Genomic DNA, 22,306 nt, shown 5'->3' with positions numbered 1-22,306 from the left:
GCGGATCTTGACGTTACCACGAGAGCCTGCACTTCAGGGATCTGGATCACGATCCAGGTCGCGACCTCGGACGTCGTGCGCGTATGCGCCGGCGGGCGCCGGGGGTGATCGCGTCCTCGAGCAGGTGGTCGCGCCGTCCGGGGCAGCCCTACCGCGACGCTGCTCAGGATGGCTGTCCCCTGTCAACCCAGGGGAAGCGGGTGACCTTCGCGGGTGATATAGACGACGATCTCGCGATCGTCCTCATCCTCAATGTAAGCGAAGATCATGGACCGTGGAGAGATCATGTAGGGCATGCGTTCGACGAAGTGCTCGCGCGCACCGATACTCTCGTGGGCGATCTCGACCCGGCACAGCGTGCTTCTGCAGTCGACGCGGCGCGCCGATGAGCCTGTCGCCTTGTCCGTGTTGAAGAATTTGCCGATGCGACTCTCCATCGCGCTCGACCAATCGCGATCCACGCCTTCGGAGCGAACGGCAGCATCCAGCGTCGCGGCAGCCTCGGCGTCTTGCTCCGCTGGGCTCAGATCGTTGGCGCTCGAGCTTGCCCGTGGGTCCGCGCGCAATCCAGCATCTCCGGGCTCTCGCGCAGATGCCTGATCGGACTTGGGTCGTGGGCTCTTGTGCGCCCGGCTTCGCTCTTTCGTACCGACGTCAGCGATCCTCTGGGGAAGCGAATCGGACTCCAGTGAATCCTGCTGCGCTCGCTCGATCGCGCGGGAGGCGACCTCGCCCGGAGCGCGATGGAGACCCCACCCCACCGCGAGCGCGGCCAGCGTGCCGGCAGCGGCAATACATGCCTGGGTAACTCGCACGGCCATCATTGCTCGACGCCGCGATAGGCGATTATCGCCGACCTGTTGGTGTTGTATGCGGGGGGGAGCGAGCAATGGACGTAGGCGTAGTCCCACGTGCCCACGTAGCTGGGGATCGTGATGTCGAAGGACTGGTACTCGCCGGTCGACGACGTGCACGAGGTGCCGCTCGTGACGACCGACGGCCCCCCCGCGTTCCTGTGGGCGGCGAAGCAGCAGACATCTTCATCGGGAGTTGGATTTTTGTCGTGAACGAACACCCTCACAGCCATGCTGCCAGCCGAGCCGAAGGCAGTGCGATCGATGGGACAGACGAGCGCCACTGGGAATCTGCCTCCACTCAAAGCGTAGCCGCTGGAGCTAACCTCATAGGATCCTATGGTGTCTGTCTGGTTCCGGCAGTTCATGCCGGCGACGAACTGGTTGTCTGCGTGCGTGGAGGCGGCCACCGTGATGCCGGTGGCCATAACGGCAAGGCTGATGATCTGGGTTGCTTTCATGATAACCTCATGGATCTCATCATTGTGTGCGTTTCTCGGCTCACGCTACGCCGCCGTCGGCTCTGACGGCGAGGCGAACTCGGCGCATCGCAGCATCGCAACGTGCGTGCCAGCCGGTTCTCTGAGATTGGGTCGCCTTGGTGAGGAGGCGCAGGTATCCGGGCGCACAGCTGTTTGTCGCGCCAGCAGGCCGGCTGCGGAGAAGGCACCGCGCCACGGTGCCACCGTGCCACCGTGCCGCGTGCCAGCGTTCAACGACGCGGGGGGCGCCGCGCTCACCGCTTCGCGGAGGTCCTCACGAAATCGATGAAGGCGCGCAGCGGCGCGGGGACGAGCCGGCTTCCCGGATAGTAGAGGAACGGCCCCGAGAAGCTCTGCCACCAGGGCTCGAGCACCGGCTCCAGCGCGCCGCTGTCCAGGTGCGGGCGCAGCCAGTCCTCGAACAGCTGGATGACGCCGACGCCGGCGACCGCCGCGTCCACCGCCAGGTCGACGGCGGCGCCCGCGCTGACCAGCAGCGGCCCCGCCGGGTCGACCCGCACCACCTCGCCGTCGCGCTCGAACTCCCAGGTGATCATCTGACCGCTGCTGAAGCGGCCGCGCATGCAGGCGTGCTGCAGCAGATCGCGCGGGTGTTCCGGGCGGCCGCGCCGATCCAGGTAGGCGGGCGCCGCGGCGGTCGCGTAGCGCTGGACGCGCGGGCCGATGGGGACGGCGATCATGTCCTGCTCCAGCCGCTCGTCGTAGCGGATGCCGGCGTCGCAACCGGCCGCCAGCACGTCGATGAAGGCGTCCTCCGCGATCACCTCCAGCTGGATCTCCGGGTAGGCGGCGAGGAACGCCGGGAGGATGTCCGGCAGCACCAGGCGGGCGGCGCTGACCGGCACGTTCAGCCGCAGCGTGCCCGCCGGCCGGTCGCGGAAGCCGTTCACCACGTCCACCGCGGCGGCCACTTCACCCAGCGCCGGCACCAGGCGGTCGAGCAGCCGCGCCCCGGCTTCCGTGGGCGCGACGCTGCGCGTCGTGCGGTGGAGCAGCCGGACGCCGAGCTGCGCCTCGAGGCGGCGCACCGCCTCGCTGACCGCCGAGGCGCTGCGGCCCGTCGCCCGCGCCGCGTCCCGGAAGCTCTTGGCGCGAGCGACCGCGACAAAGGTGTCGAGGTCGCCGAGGTCCAGGTTCATTGTTCGGAATTCCGCACAGCCCGTGCGGATTGTGCGCCGTTATCGCGCAGCTCGCCAGGGCCTACCTTGGCCGGGCCAACCAAGGAGACCAGGACATGTCCAAGATCGACACCGCCGGGACCGCGAAGCTCGGCCGCCGCCACGTGAAGCGCCTCGGTTACGGCGCGATGCAGCTCGCCGGGCCCGGCGTGTTCGGCCCCCCGAAGGACCGCGACGGCGCGCTCGCGGTGCTGCGCGAGGCGGTCGCCGCGGGGGTCGACCACATCGACACCAGCGACTTCTACGGCCCGCACGTCACCAACCAGCTCATCCGCGAGGCCCTGGCGCCTTATCCGGACGATCTGGTCATCGTCACCAAGATCGGCGCCCGCCGCGACGAGGCGGGCGCCTGGCTCCCGGCCTCCTCGCCCGAAGCGCTGACCAGCGCGGTGCACGACAACCTGCGCAACCTCGGGCTCGAGGCGCTGGAGGTCGTGAACCTGCGCGTCATGTTCAGCGTGCACGGCCCCGCCGAGGGCTCGATCGAGGCGCCGCTCAGCGCCCTGGCCGAGCTTCAGCGCCAGGGGCTCGTGCGCCACATCGGGCTCAGCAACGTCACGCCCGCCCAGGTCGCGGAGGGGCGGCGGATCTGCGACATCGTCTGCGTGCAGAACCAGTACAACCTGGCGCACCGGGCCGACGACGCCCTGATCGACGACCTCGCCAAGGAGGGCATCGCCTACGTCCCCTTCTTCCCGCTCGGCGGCTTCTCGCCGCTGCAGTCGTCCATCCTCTCCGACGTGGCCCGCGGCCTGGGCGCCACGCCCATGCAGGTCGCCCTCGCGTGGCTGCTGCGGCGCGCGCCCAACATCCTGCTGATCCCCGGCACCTCGTCGGTGGCTCACCTGCGCGAGAACCTCGCCGCCGCCGAGCTCGCGCTGCCGGACGAGGCGATGGCGGCCCTGGACGGCGTGGGCGCGAGCGCGGCCCCGGCCTGAAGCCCGCCGGGCGACGCGCCCCCCGCCGCCCGGTTCGCCGCCCTCTCGGCGGGTCGGGCGGTGGCCGTGGCGCATGGAGCCGCCCGTGAGCTCGGGGCTGCGGCGTACGCCATCCGGGCTGGCTCCGAGCCGCGCGTCTCCCCCCGCGCGCCCCCATGTGCTGGGCAACGTTGCTTATGACGGCTTGCCGTCCGGCTCATCCGTCGCTGTCGTCGCGGCCTCCGCCTGGAAGATTTCACGCACGCGGCCGAGCTCCGCCGGCTCCGCGAGCACGTCGAGCCGATCGCCGACCACGAGGATCGTCTGGCCCCTGGGCACGACGGTCCCGCCCTCCCGGTGAATGGCGCGAATGAGCACCCCGGCAGGCAGGCCGAGCTCGGCGATATGTTTGCCGACGACCGCGGCCCCGGGTTTAAGCTCGAACATGCGGGTCCTCGGCGCTGCGCCGGCGAGGGTGTGGGTCGTCGGATCGTAATGCCCCGCGAGCTCGTTCACCACGGTCTCGGGCGAGAGGGGCGTGCTCGTCGTGTAACCGGCGCGAGCGAGCAAGTGCGTCGCCACGGGCATCGTCAGCACCACGAACGCGATGATGACGATGGCCCGGGTGGTGACGGCCGGGTCTTTGAAATGAAGGGCGGAAGCCGAGATGATGCACGTCATCCCGAACACCGAGGCCTTCGACGTCACCTGGAGGCGCGTGTACAGGTCCGGCATGCGCAGGATCCCCACGGCCGCGATCAGCATGAAGATGCATCCGATGACGAGGAGCGCGCCCTCGACGAGCTCGAGGATCACGGCGTCTCCCCCTGTCGCTCGAGGTAATACGCGAACGCGATGGTGCCGAGGAAGAAGATGAGCGACAGCACCATCACCGCATCGAGGAGGACGCCGTGGTCGGTCACCATCGCGTAGAGGGCGATGCCCCCGCTGCCGACCGTCGCCATGAGGTCCATGGCGACCACGCGGTCGGGGAGGCTCGGCCCGAGCAAGAGGCGGATGAACGCGACGAGGAACGCCGCCGTGACCACGGCGATCGCGACGAGCAAGAGCGGGGTCATCGGAAGAGCTCCTTCACGCGGCGCTCGAGGTCGTTCTTGATGGTCGCGCGCAGCGCGTCGGCGCTGTCCACGAACATCGCATGGACGAACAGGACCGTGCGGTCGCTCGAGACGTCGAGGCCAAAGGTGCCGGGCGTCAGGGCGAGGAGGACGGTCAGCACCGTGATCTCGAGATCGGTCGTCAGATCCAGGGGGACCGCGACGATGCCGGGGCGGCTCCTTCGCCTGATCGACATGACGTCGCGGGCGACCCTGAGGTTCGCCCGCACCATTTCTTTCGCATAAAAGAGCATGAACGACAGCATGCCCGGCAGCTTCTCGAAATAGGTCGTGGGGCCGAGCAGGCGCCGGAGCCCGAGGAGCAGGAGGTACCCGAGGAGGAAGCCGAAGACGAGGCCCCCTGCGGTGACACGGCCGGTCAGGCTCACCCAGACGATCGCCAGGAACAGATTGAGGACGAAGGCCCTCATGGGCGCCCCTCCCCCAGCACGGCGCGCACGTAGTCGGTCGGCTCGGCGAGCTGCGCGGCGGCCCGCCGGACGACGTCGAGGAGCGGCTCGGGCGCCAGCCCGAGCGTGAAGCCCAGCGCGGTCAAAAGGACGACCGGCACATACAGGAGCGCGCGAGGCCGCGTCTCGCCCTCGCGCGCGGCGAGGTCGGCGTCGACGGGCGCGGGCGCGGGCTTCCAGAAGGCCTCGTTCCATATCTTCGTCATCGAAATGAGGGTGACGAGGCCGACGGCGAGGCTCGTGGCGACGACGGCCGCGGCCCCTCGCGAGCCGACCTCGAGCCCCGACCGCACCAGCATGAGCTTGGCCCAGAACCCCGACAAGGGCGGCATGCCGGCGAGGGAGAGGGCCGTGACGAGGAAGCAGGCGGAGAGCCCGGGGCTCCGCGCGAGCAGCCCGCCCTGAAGGTCGAGGCCGACGTCTCTCCCGTCTCTCCCGTCCGATTGCATGATCCCGCTGATGAGGAAGAGGTTCGACTTGATGATGGCGTGGTGCAGGACGAAGAAGATCGCGCCCGCGAGGGACGACGACGTGAACAGCCCGAGGCCCATGACCATGTAGCCGACCTGGCTCACGCTGTGAAACGCGAGGATCCGCCGGACCTCGCGGCGGGACACCGCGCCGAGCACGCCGACGGCCATGGTGAAGGCCGCGATCCCGAGGAGGAGCGCGTGGGTGGCGTCCTCGTCGCCCGCGAAGACGAGGGTGAAGATGCGCACGAGGGCGTAGACGCCCACCTTCGTCAAGAGCCCCGCGAACAGCGCGGTGACCGTCACGGGGGGCGTGTGATACGAGTCCGGCAGCCAGAAAAAGAGGGGGAAGACAGCGGCCTTGATGCCGAACGCGACGAGGAAGATCATCGCGAGCGTGATCCGGATCGGCGGCGCGAGGCTCGGCAGCTTGAGCGAGAGGTCGGCCATGTTGAGGGCGTGCACGGATCCGTAAAGGATGCCGAGGCCGGTGAGGAAGAGGGCGCTCGCGATCAGGTTCATCGCGACGTACTTGATTGCGCCCTGCATCTGCGGCCGCTCGTTGCCGAGCACGAGGAGCACGAAGGACGCGATCAGCGTCACCTCGAACCAGACGTACAGATTGAAGAGATCGCCGGTGACGAAGGCCCCGTTCGTCCCCATGAGGAGCACGTGCATGAGCGGGTAGAACCCGTGCGCCCGCCGTTCCCGGTCGATGTCCGACAGGGAGTAGATCGACGTGACGACCGCGATGACGCCCGAGAGCAGGACCATCAGCGCCGAGAAGAGGTCGACCACGAAGGTGATGCCGTACGGCGCGGGCCAGCCTCCGAGCTGGGTCGATTGAATGCCCCCCTGGCGCACGGCGCGGAGCAAGGCGGCGCCGACCACGAGCTGAACGACGCTCCCGACGAGGCCGAGCGCGCGATGCCTGTCCGCGCGGCGGAAGAAAAGGAGCGAGAGGGCCGCCGTGGTCAGGGGGACGAGGACGGGCAGGACGAGGAGCACCTTCATGGGCGGGTCGATTCGAGAGAGTCGATATCGTCGCTGCCCATCGTCCGATGAACGCGGTGGAGGAGGACGACGGCGAACGCGACGACCGCGAAGCTGATGACGATCGCCGTCAGGATCAGCGCCTGGGCCACGGGATCGGCCGGCGGGGCGCGGAAGTCCCCTCCCCCCTTGGGGATCAGCGGGGGACGGCCGCGGACGACGCCGCCCGCCGTGAGGATGAGGAGGTTCGTCCCGTGCCCGAGCAGCACGAGGCCGAAGGCGAGCTTCACGATGCTGCGCCGGAGCATGAGGAACAGCCCCGACGCATAGAGCCCGCCGACGACGATCGCGAGGAGGACGGTCATGAATCCATCTCCGCGGCCATGAGGAGGATCATGAGCACCATGCCCATCACGACGGCATACACGCCGACGTCGAACAGCACCGGCGTCCCCACCGCGACGTCGCCGAGCCCCGGCGCGGGGACGGTCGCCCACACGCCTTGCAGGAAGGATCCGCCGGCCACGAGCCCGATGACGCCCGAGAGCAGGATCGTCGAGAGGCCGAGCCCCATGAGCGTCTGGGGCGCGACGCGGAGCAGCACCCGCGTCGAGGGGACGTCGTACGCGAGAATGTGGAGCGAGAACGCCGATGCGATGATGAGCCCGCCGACGAACCCGCCCCCGGGCTCGAGGTGACCGCGGAGGAGCGCGTAAATCGAGACGATGATCAGGAGCACCATCAAGACCGGCGTGGCGGCGCGCAGGATCACGGAGGGCATGGCTCAGGCTCCCTTCCGCGCACGGGCCGCGAGCAGCGCAACCACCCCGATCCCGGCCGCGCAGAGGACCGTGGACTCCCCCAGCGTGTCCATCGCCCGGAAATCCACGAGGATCACGTTGACGATGTTCCGCCCGTGGGCCTCGGTGTGCACCTTCTCCACGAAGAACTCGCTCAGGATCGGCGCCGGGGAGAGCGTCGACGACATGAGGATCAACAGGGTCACCGTGCCCCCGAAGATCACGGAGACGATCGCGTCCGGGATCCACACGCGCGCGGGGGATCGGCGCACGAAGCGCGGCAGGTGGTGCAGGACGAGGACGAAGATGACGACCGTCAGCACCTCGACCATGATCTGCGTCAGCGCGAGATCGAGCGCGCTGAAGATCACGTAGACGAGCATGACGCAGATGCCGATCGCGCCGAGCGCGGCGACGACGGCGAGGCGCGATTGGGTGCGCGTCGCCATGGCCGCGGACGCGAGGATCACGCCCGCGAGCACGAGCTCCGGGGGCTCCACGCTGAGCGACGGGATCGTGAAAGGGAGGCTCCGGAGCAGCGGTGTCCCGACGAGCACGACCGTCGTCAGGGCCGTGACGAGCAGGTAATGGCGCAAGTGCCCCGTCTGAAGCCGCCCGGTCAGCCACTCCGCGGACCGGAGGAGCCCCGCGAGGGCGGCGTCGTACACGCGCGCAGGGCCCCACGCCCCGAGGCGCGTGGCGGCGTCGCGCAGGGGCCCTTCCCGGCCGGAGAGGACGCGGAAGAGCCCGAGGCCGGCGAGGAGGGTTGCGACGCTGAGCCCGAGCACGGGGGTCAGGCCGTGCCACAGGTGCAGCTCGAGCGGCGTGGGGCGGCCGAGGATGGCGGTCGCCGCCGCGCCCGGGAGGTCGCCGAGGAGTCGCGGCGCCACCCCGAGGACGAGGCTCGCCGCCGCGAGCGTGGCAGGCCCGAGCCACAAGGACAGCGGCGCTTCGTGGGGGAGCGTGGGCGCCGCCGGGGACCCCCCGAAGAAGGGACGATGGGCGACGACCAGGCTCACCACGACCAGGAGGGCGCTCGACAGGACCGCGGCCCCGGCGAGGACCGTCGTCATCGAGGGCGGCGCGAGGACGGCCTCGTAGAAGAGCTCTTTCGACAGGAAGCCGAGGAGGGGCGGCGCCCCCGCGCTCGAGATCGCCGCCAGCACGGCCGCCGTCGCGGTGATCGGCATCCGCCGCGCGAGGCCCCGCAGACGGGTGACGTCGCGGGTCCCGGTCTCGTGGTCCAGGGTCCCCGCGGTCATGAAGAGCGCGCCCTTGTACAGCGAGTGCGCGACCAGATAGACCACCGCCGCGGAGACGGCCGCCCGGGTCCCGACGCCGAGGAGCATCGTGAGGAGGCCGAGCACGCTCACGGTCGAGTAGGCGAGGATCCGCTTGAGATCCTTCTGCGCGACCGCGAGCGCCGCGCCCGTCACCATCGTGGCGGCGCCGAAGCCCGTCACGACGAGGTACCATTCGCGCGTCGCGCCCAGCGTCGGATGCAGGCGCGCGAGCAGGTAGACGCCGGCCTTCACCATCGTGGCCGAGTGCAGGTAGGCGCTCACCGGCGTGGGCGCCTCCATCGCCCGAGGGAGCCAGAAATGAAAGGGCACCTGCGCCGATTTCGTGAAGGCTCCCGCGAGGACGAGGAGCAGGATCGGCAGGTAGAGGGGGCTTTCGCGGACGACGTCCCCCGAGAATCGTGAAATCTGCGTCTCTCCGGTGACCACGGCGAGGAGGACGAGGCCCGCGAGCATGGCGAGCCCGCCGCCGCCCGTCACGAGCAGCGCCGTCAAGGCGGCTTTGCGCGCCTCCGGCCGCTCGTGGTCCCACCCGATGAGGAGATACGAGCTCACGCTCGTGAGCTCCCAGCACACGAAGAGGAGAATGATGTCGTCGGCGAGCACGAGGCCCGCCATGGATCCCGTGAACAGGAGCAGGTAGGCGTAAAACCGCCCGAGCCGCGGGTGCGAGCGCAGGTATTCGCTCGCGTACACGAGGATCAGCGCCCCGATGCCGCAGATGAGCCCGAGGAACACGAGCGAGAGCCCATCCAGCCGCACCGCGAGCTCCACGCCGAGCGACGGGATCCACGGCAGCGACGCGTGATGGGCCTCCCCCTCGGCGAGGGAGCTCGGGACGAGCTGCACCGCGAACACGAGCACGCCGAGCGGGAGCGCCGCGAAGAGCCAGCCGGCCGGGCGCCCGAGCCAGCGATAGACGGCCGGCGCCAGCAGCGCTCCGACGAACACGCTCAGGACAGCCCACAGCATCGCCGCACGTTCCCGTTCGATGCCGGCGAGGGGCCGACGCTTTCGAGATCACGGCCTACCGAGCGAGCTCGACGCGCTGTTTGCTCTCATTCCGCCGCGCTGTCAGCTCGCCTGCCCGTGCGTCGCTGACACGCGTTCGCAGCGCTGGACCGGGCGCGGTCCTTGCGCCCTGAGGGCGCACACGTCGCGCCCCGCGTGGGGCCCCGCCAACGGAGGCATCGAATGTACATTCTTTTCATCCTGGTGCTGCTCGGCGCCGGAGCAGCCCTGATCGCGTGGGGGATGTGGATGCGCAGGCGCCTGCCCGTCGCCGCGGGAGCGCTGCTCGGGGTAGGCACGCTCGCGTTCTTCGGGTTCCTGAGCTTCTGGGGCGAGTACCTCTGGTTCGCCGAGCTCGGTTACGCCGCGCGCTTCTGGACGGCGACGCTGGCCCGGTTGATCTCGGCGCTCGTGGCCGCTTCGCTCGGCGGGCTCCTCGTCTTCCTGCTGACCCTCCCTGCGCGGTCGCTCGGCGCGCGCCGCGTCCCGACGCTGCTCGGCGCGGCGCTCGGCGCCCTCTGGGGCTTCTTCGGCTGGCAGGTGATCCTTCGCTTCCTCGCGCAGGTGCCCACGGAGCTGCGCGACCCCATCCTCGGCCGGAGGACCTCGTTCTACCTGTTCTCGCTGCCGTTCTATGATGCGGTTTACTTCCTGCTGTGGGCCCTCGCGCTCTTCGCGCTCGCCGGGGCGGCGGTCGACGCGGACCTCACGTCGGCGCGGCGGACGGCCCGCCATCCCGCCGCGGAGCACGTCGCGGCGCCTCCTGCGGAGCACGTCGCGGCGCCCCCTGCGGACCTCCCCGCGGAGCGCGTCGCAGCGCCGGACATCGCGGCTCCCGCCGCGGACGCCGCGCCTGCCAACGCCGCGCGGCACCGCGCGTTCTTCTTCTCCCTCGGGGCGCTCGCGCTCGTCGTCGCCTGGGGGCGGTGGCTCGCGGCCTATCACCTCATGTACTCGTCGTCGGGCGTGGTCGTGGGCCCGGGCTGGACCGACGTCCACGTGCGCCTGCCCGCCACCCGCGTCGTCGCCGTCATCGCCGCGCTCGTGGGCATCGCGCTCTTCCTCCCGCCCGTGCAGCGCGCCCTCTGCCGCTCCGCCGCCGCCGGCGAGCGCCGCGCGGGCCGGCGCGCCCTGGCGAGGCTCGCCGCGCTGCCGGTGCTCCTCGTGGCGGCGCCGTGGGCGCTCGGCCTGTACGTGCTCCCGGCGCTCGTCCAGTGGCTCAAGGTGGTGCCCAACGAGCTCGCGCTCGAGCGCCCCTACCTCGCCCACAACATCGCGTTCACCCGCGCGGGGTTCCGCCTCCACGACGTCGAGGTCACCGAGTTCCCCGTCTCCGACCGGCTCACCCGCGAGACCCTGGCGAACAACCGGGATCTCCTGTCCGAGGTGCGCCTCTGGGACGCGCGCGCGCTCGACGCCGTGATCCATCAGTTCCAGGCGATCCGCCTCTATTACGAGATGCCTGGCATCGACATCGATCGTTACGCCGTGGGCGACCGCTACCGGCAGGTCATGCTCGCCCCGCGCGAGCTCGACGCCGAGAACCTGCCGCGCGAGCACCAGACCTTCGTCAACCGTCGCTTCAAGTACACGCACGGCTACGGCGTCGCGATGGCCTCGGCGCACGACTTCACGCACGACGGGCAGCCGAACCTGCTCGTGAAGGACATCCCGCCCGTCTCCGCCTCGCCCGAGCTCGCGATCGAGCGGCCGGAGATCTATTACGGAGAGACCACCCACGGCTATGTGGTGGTCAACTCCAGGGAGCCGGAGTTCGACTATCCGAGCGGCTCGGAGAACGTCTACACGCGCTACGCGGGCGCCGGGGGGATCGCGCTCGACGGCTTCTTCCACAGGCTCCTCTTCGGGTGGAAGCTCGGCGGCACGAGCCTGCTCGTGTCCGGCATCCCCACGGACGACAGCCGGGTGATGTTCCGCCGCGAGGTCCGCGCGCGCGTGGGGGCGATCGCCCCGTTCCTGGCCCTCGACCGCGACCCGTACCTCGTCGTCGCCGGCGGGCGGCTCCGCTGGATCCTCGATGCGTACACCACGTCGAGCTACTACCCCTACAGCGAGAGCTTCTTCTCCGCCGAGGGCGCCGGGATGAGCGGGGCGCGCGCGCCGGGCGACGCGGACGGGCGGGCGGGGTTCACGCACCACCTCCGCCGCGCGAACTACGTGCGCAACTCGGTCAAGGCGGTGGTCGACGCCTACGACGGCTCGGTGCGGCTCTACGTCTTCGAGCCGGAGGATCCGATCGTCCAGGTCTACAGCCGCATCTTCCCCGGCCTGCTCCTGCCGCGCGAGCAGATGCCGGCGGAGCTCCGAGCGCACGTGCGTTATCCGGAGGATTTCCTCCTCGCGCAGGGCCTCGTTTACGCGAAATACCACATGAGGGATCCCGAGGTGTTCTACAACCAGGAGGACCTCTGGGCGCGCGCGACCGAGAAGTACTACGACGAGGTGCAGCCGGTGGAGCCCTATTATGTGATGTGGAGGCCGCCGGGCGAGGGGCGGCCCGAGTTCACCCTGATCCTGCCGTTCACGCCGAAGGACCGGCAGGTGCTCATCGGCTGGATCGCCGGCATGTCCGACGGCGACAGCTACGGGCGCATGCTCGCGTACAAGTTCCCGAAGGACACGCGCGTGCTCGGCACCCAGCAGATGGACACGAAGATCGATCAGGATCCGGTGCTGTCGGCGCAGCTCTCCCTGTGGAGCCAGCGCGGTCAGAAGGTGATCCGCGGCAACGCGCTGGTCATCCCTGTCGAGGACACGCTCCTCTACGTCGAGCCCATCTTCCTCCAGGCGGACACGGCGGCGTATCCGGAGCTCCGCGTCGTGGTGGTGATGCACGGCGACCGGATGAGCTACGCGAGCTCGCTCGACGGGGCGCTGCGCGGGCTCATCGAGGCCGGGCCGCCCCCGGAGCCGGCCGCGGCGGGCCTGCCCGGCGTGCCGGAGGCCGCCCCCGGCGCGCGCGGCGTGACCGACGCGCTGGCGCAGCGGGCCAACGACGCGTTCGCGAGCTACCTGCGCCTGCTCGGCGAGCGTCGCTTCCACGAGGCCGCCGCAGCGCTCGAGACGCTGAGCCGGACGCTCGCGGAGCTGGAGGGCCCGTCCGCCTTGCTCGACGGGCGGTAGCGGGACGGCGCCGGGGCGGGGACGAAGAGCCGGCCCGGCGGCCCGAGCGACGCAGGATGCTCTTCTCCGCCGCGCTCCGGCGGTGAGATACTCCCGCGTTGATGAGTGCTCGGAGACCACGCGCCCGTGCGTTCACGTGGCGCGCGCTGGGTCGTCTCGCGCTGATCGTGCTCGCGGCGACAGCGCCGGCCACCGAGGCCCTCGCGCAGGGGGGGCCGGCCCGCCGCCCGCGCGCCGTCGTGCTCGTCGCGCCCTCGGCCGCGCACCTCGGCGTGGAGCTCCGGCAGGCGCTCGAGGTCCAGGCGGCCTCCGTCGGGGTGGACGTGGTCGCCGAGCCGACCACGGGCGCGGGCGGCTCGCTGGAGGACGGGCTCGCGCGCGACCGCGCGGCGGCCAGCGCTCACCAGGCGTTCGCGGCCGTGCGCGTGGTCGGCGACGCCGACGGCGCGGTCCTGCTGGTCGTCACCGACGTGGGGCGCGCTCGATCCATCGTGCGCCGCGTCGACGCCGGGGCGGGGGCGAGCACCGTCGTGGAGGAGACGAGCGTCATCGTCGCCTCGCACCTGGCCGCCCTGCTCGAAGGCGGTGAGATCGGCGTGAGCCCCCCCGCGCAGGCGCGCGCGCCCGCCGCGCCGCCCCGCGAGGAGCGCGCGCCCTGGCTCCGGCTCATGATCGGCTACGACGGGACCAGCCTCTCGCCCGAGGTGCCGTGGTGGTCAGGGGTCCGGCTCGGCATCTCCGCGCGGCTCGGTCACCACCTGTACGTCGGCGCGGCCTCGGTGCTCTCGGCCGACACGACCATCCGCACGGAGCACGCCGCGCTCACGCTCCGACGCCACCCCATCGAGCTCGCCGCGGGTTACACGGCCGGAGGGCCGGCGCTCGCGTGGCTGGCAGAGGCGGGCGGGCTGCTCGACGTGCTCGTGGCCACGCGCGTCGAGGCCGCGCCGGGCTTCCGCGCGGCCAGCCCCGCCGATCGCTGGGAAGCCGGGCTGACCGCCCGGACGGGCGCCGCGTGGCAGCCCGCCGGCACCGCGCTGTCGCTGGCTGCGCTCGCCGGCGCCGACTACCTCGTCGCGCGGGCCCGCTACGTCGTGAACGCGCCCGGCGCGGAGCGGGTCACCGAGGCGGCCCCGTGGCGCGGGCGCGCCGAGCTCCGGCTCTCCGTGCCCTTGTGGTGAAAAAAGATCCGCCCATTTCCCCCGTGCCGCCGCCACACAGGAGCAGCTCGAACCCGCCCGTGAAGACCGACCCTGCGCAGGACCTCTCCCTGATGGCGCTCGTCGCGGCAGCCGACCCCCGCGCGGCGCGCGCGCTCGATACCCGCCTCCGCGCGCGCTCCTTCCGCATCGCGCGCTCCCTCCTGCGCAACGAAGCCGACGCGACGGACGCGAGCCAATCCAGCATGATGGAAATTTTCCGATCAGCGACCACCTACCGCGGCGAGAGCTCCCTGGAGCACTGGGCCGATCGCATCGTCGTGCGGACGAGCATGCGCGCCCTGGCGAAGCGGCGCTCGTTGGCGGCGCCGATCGACGGCGGCCTGACGCCGGACGAGATCCCGACCCCGGCCAGCCAGGACGCCCAGTCGCTCCTGCAGCACCTGCAGGAGCTGCCGCCCCCGCTCCGGACCGTGCTGGTGCTGAAGTACGCGCACGAGTACTCGGTCGAGGAGATCGCCGATCTGACCGACGTGCCCGTCAACACCGTGAAAGACCGCCTGCTGCGCGCCAAGCAAGCGCTCCGCCGCTTGATCCGGCGCGAGGAGCTGCCGGACCGGCCGGTACGAGGAGGCGACAGATGACCAGGGCCGAGTGCGAGCGGTGGATGGACATCCGCGATCGCGAGACCGTGGAGGAGCCGGTGACGCCGGCGGAGCTCGAGTTCTGCGCGCTGCACGAGGCCTGGTGCGCCGCGTGCGCGCGGGAGGCCGGCGCCTGGAATGCGCTCAGGGCGAAGCTGCAGGAGACGCTCGACACGCCGGAGCGCCCCGCGCCCGCGGCGCCTCTCCCCGACGTCGCGGCGCGCCCGAGGCGGCGCGCGACCCGCGCCGCGATCGCGGGCGGGCTCCTGGCCGCGGCCGCCGCCGTGGCGCTCGCCGCCGGGCCGCTCCGGTCGCGCCCTCCGGCCAGCGGTGAACCGACGGCGGCGGGCGTCGTCGCGCGGGGCAGCGTCCAGGTGGGCGACGACGCGCGCGCCCCGGGCGAGGCGCTCGCGCAGGGCGCGCGTGTGCGTGTCGGCGAGCGCGCGGCGTGCGTCGACCTGCCGGACCGGGTGCTGCTCTGCCTTCACCCGCACAGCGAGGTGGTGCTCACCGACATCGCGGGCGCCGAGCGCCGCGTGGCGCTCGAGCGCGGCCGGGTCGTCGCCTCCCTGGAGAAGCAGCCGCCCGGCGTGAGCTTCTCCGTCACGGCGCCGGGCGGGCGGGTGACCGCGATCGGGACGGTGTTCTCGGTGCACCTCGCCGAGCAGGGCCAGCCCATCGCGCGCGTGCAGCGCGGCGCGGTCGAGGTGCGGGGGGCGCAGGGGCCGGCCCGGCCGCTGGCCGCCGGTCAGGTGATGGACGTCGCCTCCGGCTCGGTCGAGCCGCTGTCCGGGGACGAGCTGCGCGCCGACCTGTCCCTCGTCGAGGCGCCGCCCGCCACCGGGTCCTCCCCTGCACCGCCGCCGTCACCCGAGGCGGCGGCGCCGGCGCCGATCGAAGCGCCCTCCGCGGCGCCGGCGCCGGTCGAAGCGCCCTCCGCGGCGCCGGCGCCGGTCGAAGCGCCCTCCGCGGCGCCGGCGCCGGTCAAAGCGCCCCCCGCGACGCCCGGTTCGACCGCCGCCGCGGCGCCCCGACCGCCGGCGAGCGCCGCCGCCTCGGGCGCGGCGGGCGCGAAAGGCGCCTCGCAGCCCTCCGCGGCCGATCGCCTCGCCGAGGCGCGACGGCTCCGCAGCCGCGGGGACGCGGCGGGCGCGGCGGAGCAGTACCGAGCGCTGCAGCGCGCGTTCCCGGCGAGCAGCGAGGCGCTGGCCTCGCTCGTGTCGCTCGGCGAGCTCGAGCTCCGGGAGCTCGGCCAGCCCGCGGCGGCGCTCCAGCACTTCGATCAGTACCTCCGCCGGGGCGGCGCGCTGAGCCAGGAGGCGCGCTACGGCCGCATCCGCGCGCTCCGCGCCCTCGGTCGGGCCGCAGAGGAGCGCCGCGCGGCCGAGGAGTTCGTGGCGCTGTACCCGTCGAGCCCGCACACCGCGGCGCTGCGGCGCCGGCTCGCGGGGCAGGCCCCCTGAAGCCGCGAGCGAGGCGGGCCATGAGCGAGCCGAGGAGCCGCGCCACCCGGGCCGGCAGACCTCTCCCGGGCGCCCCGTTGCTCCTGATCGGCGCCGCGCTCGCCGCGCCCGGCGCAGGATGCGCCCCGCTGGACACCGTGGTCGCCGAGTGGAGCAGCGCCGTGCCCGGCGGGGGCGGCGGGGCGGGCGGGGGCGGCGGGGCGGACGGGGCGGACGGGGCCGGCGGCCCTGACGGCGCGGCGTGCGCCGCGCCCCAGGTGACCGTGTCGTCGAGCTCCGCGCACACGCTCTGCACTGCGGCGCTCGCGCCGCCGCTGTTCCAGAATGCGCTCTGCGCCTGCGAGGACACGGACATCGTGAAGCTGGTGACGGACGGCTTCGACTCGCGCGTGGGCGTCCTGGTGGAAGGCGAGCCCGGCGGGTCCGTCGGGGTGAACGGAGACTACGCGGGGCTCGCGACCTCGGCGGCGATCGGGGAGCACCTCGTCGTGGCGGGCTCGTCGCCCTCGTCGTTCGTCCTGTCGCTGTCCACGCGCGCCGATCTCCGGCTGAACGGCCGCTCGTCCATCACCGGGCGCCTGGAGGTCGGGCGGGACGCCTGGCTCGCGGACACGGTCGTGACCGCGACGGGCTCGGTGCTGCGGGACCTCTATCTCGCCGAGTCGGCGTCGCTGGTCGGCGCGGTCGCCGTCGACGGGGTCACGCAGCACACCGAGGTGTCGATCGAGCCCCCCTGTCCATGCGCCGAGCCCGAGCTCCTGGACGTCGCGGCGATCGTGGGCGAGGCGAGGCAGTCGAACGACAACGCCGCGGCCGGGCTCGATCCCTCGCCGCCGGAGGGCCCGGTCGACTGGACCCTGGGCTGCGGCCGCTATTTCGTGCCGGCCCCCGCCGGCGCGCTCGGCGGAGCGATCCGCGTGGCCGGCCGGGCCGCCCTCATGGTGGAGGGGGACCTCGAGATCGACGCCGCGCTCCAGATCGCGATGGACGCCGGCGCAGAGCTCGACCTGTTCGTGAGCGGCGACCTGACGATCCACGAGGGCGCGCGGATCGCGGACCCCGCTCGCCCGGGCGGCACACGCGTGTTCGTCGGAGGGGATGTCGTGAAGCTCGAGGGGGGCGACCTCACCGTGAACCTCTATGCGCCACGGGCGGAGATCTCGAGCGACGCCGCGCTGTGGACGGTTCAAGGCGCGCTCTTTGCGCGATCGGTGCGCGCGACGTCGCTGGTCGTGCACCACGATCGCGCGGTCCTCGCCGGCTGCGAGCCGACGATCGAGACGAGATAATTTCCGCCCGTTTCCGGAGGCGCCCGCCACTGAGGGGGACGAGGCGCACGCAAGCGCCGTCACTCCTGCTGGGAGACAAGCGCCATGAGACTTCCTTCATCCTATCTTGTCGCGACGTGCATCATCACTTCATTTTCCTGGGCAGCCTGCACGACCTCCTCGGGCGGGGAGGCGGGCGGCGCTCCTGGCGGCGCCGAGGGTCCTGGCGACCTCGGTGACGACGGTGGTCCGAGCGTGCCTGTCGTGCAGGACGGCACGACGACGCACGAGACCTGTACGGGCACGCTCGCCGAGCACACGTTCGGGTGGGCGCTGTGCAGCTGCGAGGACACGCGCGTCGCGGGCTACCTGGAGACGGACAGCTTTCGATCGAGCAGGGGCCCCGAGTCGAGGCGCGGCGGCGCCGTCGGCGTGAACCGCGACTACAGCACGGCCGGTTATGCAGACGTGGGCGGCACCTTCACGGTCGCGGGCTCGCGCGACGTGCTGTTCGGCGGTGTGCTCAAGGTGGGTGGCGACCTGAAGTTTGCACCGTCCTTCGATGTCGCCGGCGTGACGAAGGTCGGCCGCGACGCCTGGCTCGGCGACACGGCGTTCGCCATCGGCGTGGTCGACATCGAGCGCGACCTGCACATGCCGGCCGGCAAGGGTTTCCGGGGCGTGCCGCTCGTCAACGTCGGCGGGACGGAGCACGTGGAGGCGGTCGAGATCGCGCCGCCTTGCCCCTGCGGCGCGGACCAGATCCTCGATGTCAGCGCCATGGTCGACGACGGGCGCCTCCACAACGACAACGCCGCGGTCGGCCTCGATCCGGACGCGCTCAACGTGGTCGCCGGCCTCGGCGTGGACATCGCCTTGCCGGACGGGCGTTATTATGTCCATCAGATCGGCGGGCTCGGCGCGATCACGCTCCGGGTGAAGGGCCGCGTGGCGCTCTTCGTCGGCGACGACCTGTGGGCATCCGGCCTGTTCCGCGTCGAGCTCGATCCCGGCGCGGAGCTGGACCTCTTCATCCGGGACAACCTGGTGATCGCGGGCGCGGCGAAATTCGGCGACGAGTCGCGCCCTGCCGCGATGAGGATCTATGCAGGCGGGACCGGGGACATCGCGCTCGCGGGCTACAATGCGTTCGCGGGCAACCTCTACGCCCCCGAGGCGAACATTGCCATCGGGGGGGTGGGCGTGATCTACGGTTCGCTGTTCGGGAAGAACATCGTCGCCCCCGGCGCGCTCATCGCCCACTACGACGAGTCGATCCTGGAGAGCGGCGACGACTGCGACGAGCCGTCGACCGACGGCGGCTGCGACGAGAGCATCGAGTGCGCGGGCGGGCAGGTGTGCACCGAGGGGAGCTGCGGGGAATGCACGCAGGACTCCGACTGCGCCGCGCCGCTCGTTTGCCAGGACGGCGAGTGCACCGTGCTCGTGACCAGCGACGATCTGCGGTGAAGCGAGCGCCGCCCGGGCGGTGCGGCGAGCGCCGCCCGGGCCAGTTCCGTGCCTCACAAGGCTGGCCAGGGGTCCCGAGAGAATTTAACGCAAAGGCGCAAAGGCGCAAAGGCGCAAAGGCGCAAACCAGAGTTTTTCTCTGTATTTTTGCGTCTTTGCGCCTTTGCGCCTTTGCGTTAAATTCTCTCTTCTCTCGCCGTGATCCCCGCCAAGGCTTCTGACAGCCCGAACCACGGGGAGGACAAGCTGGAACCGATCTCGTGGTCGCGATCCAGGCGGAGCCGCGAGAACGCGGCCCCGCCTGGGCGTCCTCAGGATCGCGGCGCTCAGGAGCGCCCCGGCAGCGATCGATCGGAGAGCTTCGGCTCAATACTCTTCACAGTAGCTCGGGAAGCTCGCCGGCAGCCCCGACGCGTAGGGCTCGGGCTCGACGCCGAACGGGTGTGCCTTCATGAACTCCCAGGCGGCGGTATACAGGGCGGCGGGCGCTCGGCAGTGTCCGCCGCCATGATTGCAGTTCACCACGAAACTGCCCGCGTTGCTCATCTGCTCGTCGTACGTCGCGCTCGTCTGCGCGAACGACACGACGACCCGGTCCGACGAGCCGCCGTGCATCGTCATGACCGCCGGCACATGGCCCTGATCCTGGATGGGCTGCCGAGAGACCAGCCCGCCCGAGTTCGGGACCACGGCCGCGACGTAGCTCGAGCGCAGGGCCCCCATGCAGCCTGCCTGCAGCCCACCGGCGCTGCAACCCGTGGTGTAGATCCGGCGAGGATCGATGCCGTGGTCCCTCACGGCGCACGCCGCGATCTGGTCAGCGATCTTGAAGTCGTCCTTGCTGAACGTGGACGTGCCGGAACAATCACCCCCGGTACTGAGCGAGCCCTGGAAGGACACGATGATGCCGCCCTGATCGAGGATCTCCTGCCTCACCGCGGAAGGGACCATGCTGTTGACCTCACTCGCGGACGAGCCCGTCCCGTGCCAGTAGAAGATGAGCGACCCGGTGCCCTCCCGCTTCGGGCCGACCTGCATCGAGATCCCGCTCAGACCGCCGACCGTCTTGGTGCCCGTCGTGAACGTCGGGCACGCGCCGGTGATCTCCGGCAGCCGCGGCTGCTCGCCGGTGGATCCTCCCGAGTTCCCGCCCGCGCCGCCCGCGCCGCCCGTGCCGCCCGCGCCGCCCGCGCCGCCCGTGCCGCCCGCGCCGCCCGCGCCGCCCGTGCCGCCCGAGCTCCCGCCGCTGCCAGCGCCGCTCTCGAAGATCGCGGACACCGCGGTGAGGGTGGCGGGGGTGCGATGAGAACCCGAGGCGCAGAACCGGTACTGAGTCGAGCCGCCCGCCTGGATGACCGCGTTGGACGATGTCGACTTGACGGTCACCGCGTCGCCGGCCGCTGCAAACTCCCCGTCCGCCGACCAGGTCAAGCGCTTTCCGCCCATGTCCATGGTCGTGGTCCACGAGGACGTCGCCGCGCTGCCACGGTTGGATACCGTCACGCGTGCGCAGTAGCCGCCGAAATAAGCCTTGGTGACCGACAGGGCCGCCTCCATGCCGTCGGTCCCCTGCAAAGAAGACTCGACGTCGCCGATCGTATCATCGTTGCCTTCTTCGCTGCCGACGCTCTCCACGGAGCACGCATTGATGAGCAAGGACGACGCAACAAAACCGATCCGCATGACTGACTTCATCGGGACCTCCAGTGCCTTGATCGAATCGGACGCTTTGCTGTGCGCCGAGCGACAGGCGAGAGTGACTCACTTGCGCGCGCTGTCCTGTAGACAGCTGGCTCACGACGCCGGTGGACGGCGCTGCGACGACAGCTCCGCCCAGGGATCCACGGCGCGTGGAATTCACCTCAGTTGGCACGACGAGCGAGATCGCGTGGCCCGACCGGCTCGCGCACGCCGAGGCCCAACCACGGATTCTGTATCAAGCAAGCTAAGCGAAGCGCCGTGACCGTCAGAATATATCATTTATCGAGTCGTTCACGACAAAATCATTCTTCGGAAACACAATTGTGGGATATGCACTTCAAGCTCACGCGGCTTGTGCTGGTGCTCACGCGCACGCACGCGGCACGCAAGACTCCCGCGCTGACTGGCAGCATCACCGCTGCGTGGACGATCGCTCGTCGAGCGCACGGGCGTGCTCTGGGCGTCATCGCAGGTCGCCTCTCCGCCGACGTGGGTCGGCGCGGGATGCCCGTATAAAATTCAAGCGTGAATGGACGCCGCAGAGCGCCGCGGTTCGAATGAGCCTCGTGACGTTTGTCTCCCTCCGGTCGTGGTGGCGGCGCTTGCGAGCGCCTCGACCCTTCTGTGGCGAGCACCTCGAGGAACGGGCGGATCTTTTTTCGCCTCGACCACTGGCTCGTATCGGGTGAACACAGCGCGGTCGCGAGGCGCGGTGAGGGACGCCACACCAGGGGAATCGAGGGGCGAGCCTCGGACTGACCACGACGAGCCCTCGCGGTAAGACTCCGCTCGTGGTGGAAAGCGATCGCCGACCGGCTCTCTTACATCATGCGAGAGGCGGCCATCGATGGGCCTCCCTCACGGGCAACCGGGATGAGCCCCGTTCACGAAGAGGGTCGCGCGGGGAGCGAGGAAGGCACCGCGGCCTGCCGCGCCCGGCCCGAGCGAGCGCGCGCCCGAGGCCATCGTGCCGAGACCGTCACTTCTGGGACGACCTGTCAGGGCCCCTGATCACGTCCGAGATCCTGGCCACCAGCGCGTCACCGCCGCACGACTTCGAGAGGTAGCCCTGGGCGCCATGGTCCTGGGCGAGCCGGGCGAGATCCTCCGGATCCACGCTGCTGTAGAGCAAGATCTTGGTCCTCTCGAGCCCGGGCGTCGAGCGGATGAGCTGCATGATGCCCGACCCGTCCAGGGCCGGCATGCGGACGTCGAGGAGGATGAGGTCGTACTCGCCTCTGCGGATGGCGTTGAGGCTGCCGAACGGCCCGTGGTGGCAGGTCACGTCGAACCCCGCGCCGGTCAGCCTGACCTTGGTCAACTTGCTGGAGACTTCGTCGTCGTCAATGACAAGAATGCGTGCCATCGTTCCTCTCCCCGGGGGGCGCCAGAGCGGCCGTTCGTCGCCCCGTGTCCGAGGGGCGAGCAGCCGGCCGGACCGGCGGTGTCAACGTGCGGAAAGTCGCTGCGCGATCAGGCTGGCGAGGGCGCGCGTGTCGATCGGCTTGGAGATGTAGCCGTCGCAGCCGGCCGCGCGCGCCTTCTCGTCGTCTCCCTTCATCGCATAGGCCGTGATGGCCAGGACGATGATGTCGCGGGTCCCGGCGTCGGCCTTCAGCAGGCTCGTCAGCTCGAGCCCGCTCATGCCCGGGAGCTGCAGGTCCATCAGGATGAGGCGAGGCCGGAAGTGCTTCATGACCTCGAGGGCCTCCTGCGCGCCCATCGCGGTGCGGACCTCGTACCCCTCCGTCTTCAGCAGGACGCGCAGGAGCTTCATGTTCGTCGCGTTGTCGTCGACCACCAGGATCGGTTCACCAGCCATGGCCCATCTCCATCGAGCT

The 22,306-nt window shown here is 71.1% G+C and carries 20 protein-coding genes; 7 read left to right on the top strand and 13 right to left on the bottom strand.

Features of this window, described 5'->3' with window-relative positions:
- Positions 1–182: 182 nt before the first annotated feature.
- The 3 genes from WMF43_RS09085 to WMF43_RS09075 all read right to left on the bottom strand — a co-directional run bounded on the left by WMF43_RS09085 (position 183) and on the right by WMF43_RS09075 (position 2,496).
- Complete coding sequence (locus tag WMF43_RS09085; RefSeq protein WP_437679082.1) at positions 183–815, bottom strand: hypothetical protein; 633 nt, start codon at positions 813–815, stop codon at positions 183–185.
- Between the two features lie 5 nt (positions 816–820).
- Positions 821–1,315 (bottom strand): hypothetical protein, encoded by a 495-nt coding sequence (locus tag WMF43_RS09080; RefSeq protein ID WP_437679081.1) that lies wholly within the window; start codon positions 1,313–1,315, stop codon positions 821–823.
- 275 nt (positions 1,316–1,590) lie between these two features.
- Positions 1,591–2,496, bottom strand: a complete 906-nt coding sequence (locus tag WMF43_RS09075; RefSeq protein ID WP_437679080.1) for a LysR family transcriptional regulator — start codon at positions 2,494–2,496, stop codon at positions 1,591–1,593.
- Positions 2,497–2,591: 95 nt separating this feature from the next.
- Here WMF43_RS09075 and WMF43_RS09070 point away from each other — a divergent pair, with 95 nt between their 5' ends.
- Positions 2,592–3,473, top strand: a complete 882-nt coding sequence (locus WMF43_RS09070; protein WP_437679079.1) for an aldo/keto reductase family oxidoreductase — start codon at positions 2,592–2,594, stop codon at positions 3,471–3,473.
- Positions 3,474–3,647: 174 nt separating this feature from the next.
- Here the strand turns inward: WMF43_RS09070 and mnhG are convergent, their stop codons facing one another.
- From mnhG to WMF43_RS09035, 7 genes are read right to left on the bottom strand one after another with little or no spacing between them, the layout of a single operon-like run.
- Positions 3,648–4,268 carry a monovalent cation/H(+) antiporter subunit G gene (gene mnhG / locus WMF43_RS09065; protein ID WP_437679078.1) on the bottom strand — a complete coding sequence of 207 codons (621 nt, stop codon included), beginning with the start codon at positions 4,266–4,268 and terminating at the stop codon, positions 3,648–3,650.
- Entirely contained in the window at positions 4,265–4,531 is a 267-nt protein-coding gene (locus tag WMF43_RS09060) for a monovalent cation/H+ antiporter complex subunit F (protein WP_437679077.1), read from the bottom strand. Before WMF43_RS09060 ends, mnhG begins: the two co-directional genes overlap by 4 nt.
- Positions 4,528–5,001, bottom strand: coding sequence for a Na+/H+ antiporter subunit E (locus WMF43_RS09055; protein ID WP_437679076.1), 474 nt, complete (start codon positions 4,999–5,001; stop codon positions 4,528–4,530). Before WMF43_RS09055 ends, WMF43_RS09060 begins: the two co-directional genes overlap by 4 nt.
- Positions 4,998–6,524 (bottom strand): Na+/H+ antiporter subunit D, encoded by a 1,527-nt coding sequence (locus WMF43_RS09050; protein WP_437679075.1) that lies wholly within the window; start codon positions 6,522–6,524, stop codon positions 4,998–5,000. Before WMF43_RS09050 ends, WMF43_RS09055 begins: the two co-directional genes overlap by 4 nt.
- The gene (locus WMF43_RS09045; protein WP_437679074.1) at positions 6,521–6,868 is read right to left on the bottom strand and encodes a Na+/H+ antiporter subunit C; all 348 of its coding nucleotides are present in this window, start codon (positions 6,866–6,868) and stop codon (positions 6,521–6,523) included. The genes WMF43_RS09050 and WMF43_RS09045 overlap by 4 nt, the downstream gene beginning before the upstream one ends.
- A complete protein-coding gene (locus tag WMF43_RS09040) occupies positions 6,865–7,284 on the bottom strand; it encodes an MnhB domain-containing protein (RefSeq protein ID WP_437679073.1) in 420 nt (139 codons plus the stop codon). The genes WMF43_RS09045 and WMF43_RS09040 overlap by 4 nt, the downstream gene beginning before the upstream one ends.
- A gap of 3 nt (positions 7,285–7,287) precedes the next feature.
- A complete protein-coding gene (locus WMF43_RS09035) occupies positions 7,288–9,576 on the bottom strand; it encodes a putative monovalent cation/H+ antiporter subunit A (protein ID WP_437679072.1) in 2,289 nt (762 codons plus the stop codon).
- A 222-nt stretch (positions 9,577–9,798) separates the two neighbouring features.
- Here WMF43_RS09035 and WMF43_RS09030 point away from each other — a divergent pair, with 222 nt between their 5' ends.
- The 6 genes from WMF43_RS09030 to WMF43_RS09005 all read left to right on the top strand — a co-directional run bounded on the left by WMF43_RS09030 (position 9,799) and on the right by WMF43_RS09005 (position 18,764).
- On the top strand, positions 9,799–12,759 hold the full coding sequence (locus WMF43_RS09030) for a UPF0182 family protein (protein ID WP_437679071.1): 2,961 nt from the start codon (positions 9,799–9,801) through the stop codon (positions 12,757–12,759).
- 101 nt (positions 12,760–12,860) lie between these two features.
- Positions 12,861–13,940 (top strand): hypothetical protein, encoded by a 1,080-nt coding sequence (locus WMF43_RS09025; protein WP_437679070.1) that lies wholly within the window; start codon positions 12,861–12,863, stop codon positions 13,938–13,940.
- 59 nt (positions 13,941–13,999) lie between these two features.
- Complete coding sequence (locus tag WMF43_RS09020; RefSeq protein ID WP_437679069.1) at positions 14,000–14,563, top strand: RNA polymerase sigma factor; 564 nt, start codon at positions 14,000–14,002, stop codon at positions 14,561–14,563.
- Positions 14,560–16,026, top strand: coding sequence for a FecR domain-containing protein (locus tag WMF43_RS09015; protein WP_437679068.1), 1,467 nt, complete (start codon positions 14,560–14,562; stop codon positions 16,024–16,026). Before WMF43_RS09020 ends, WMF43_RS09015 begins: the two co-directional genes overlap by 4 nt.
- 20 nt (positions 16,027–16,046) lie before the next feature.
- Positions 16,047–17,315 carry a DUF7305 domain-containing protein gene (locus WMF43_RS09010; RefSeq protein WP_437679067.1) on the top strand — a complete coding sequence of 423 codons (1,269 nt, stop codon included), beginning with the start codon at positions 16,047–16,049 and terminating at the stop codon, positions 17,313–17,315.
- A gap of 84 nt (positions 17,316–17,399) precedes the next feature.
- A complete protein-coding gene (locus WMF43_RS09005; RefSeq protein WP_437679066.1) occupies positions 17,400–18,764 on the top strand; it encodes a DUF7305 domain-containing protein in 1,365 nt (454 codons plus the stop codon).
- A gap of 366 nt (positions 18,765–19,130) precedes the next feature.
- On the opposite strand, the gene WMF43_RS09000 is transcribed toward WMF43_RS09005, so the two are convergent.
- The 3 genes from WMF43_RS09000 to WMF43_RS08990 all read right to left on the bottom strand — a co-directional run bounded on the left by WMF43_RS09000 (position 19,131) and on the right by WMF43_RS08990 (position 22,287).
- Positions 19,131–20,459 (bottom strand): cellulose binding domain-containing protein, encoded by a 1,329-nt coding sequence (locus tag WMF43_RS09000; RefSeq protein ID WP_437679065.1) that lies wholly within the window; start codon positions 20,457–20,459, stop codon positions 19,131–19,133.
- 985 nt (positions 20,460–21,444) lie between these two features.
- On the bottom strand, positions 21,445–21,831 hold the full coding sequence (locus tag WMF43_RS08995; RefSeq protein WP_437679064.1) for a response regulator: 387 nt from the start codon (positions 21,829–21,831) through the stop codon (positions 21,445–21,447).
- An 81-nt stretch (positions 21,832–21,912) separates the two neighbouring features.
- Positions 21,913–22,287, bottom strand: coding sequence for a response regulator (locus tag WMF43_RS08990; protein WP_437679063.1), 375 nt, complete (start codon positions 22,285–22,287; stop codon positions 21,913–21,915).
- Between the last annotated feature and the right edge of the window lie 19 nt (positions 22,288–22,306).

This window comes from Sorangium sp. So ce131, assembly GCF_051519095.1.
GTDB lineage: Bacteria > Myxococcota_A > Polyangia > Polyangiales > Polyangiaceae > Sorangium.
This window is presented reverse-complemented; position numbering and strand designations above follow the sequence as displayed.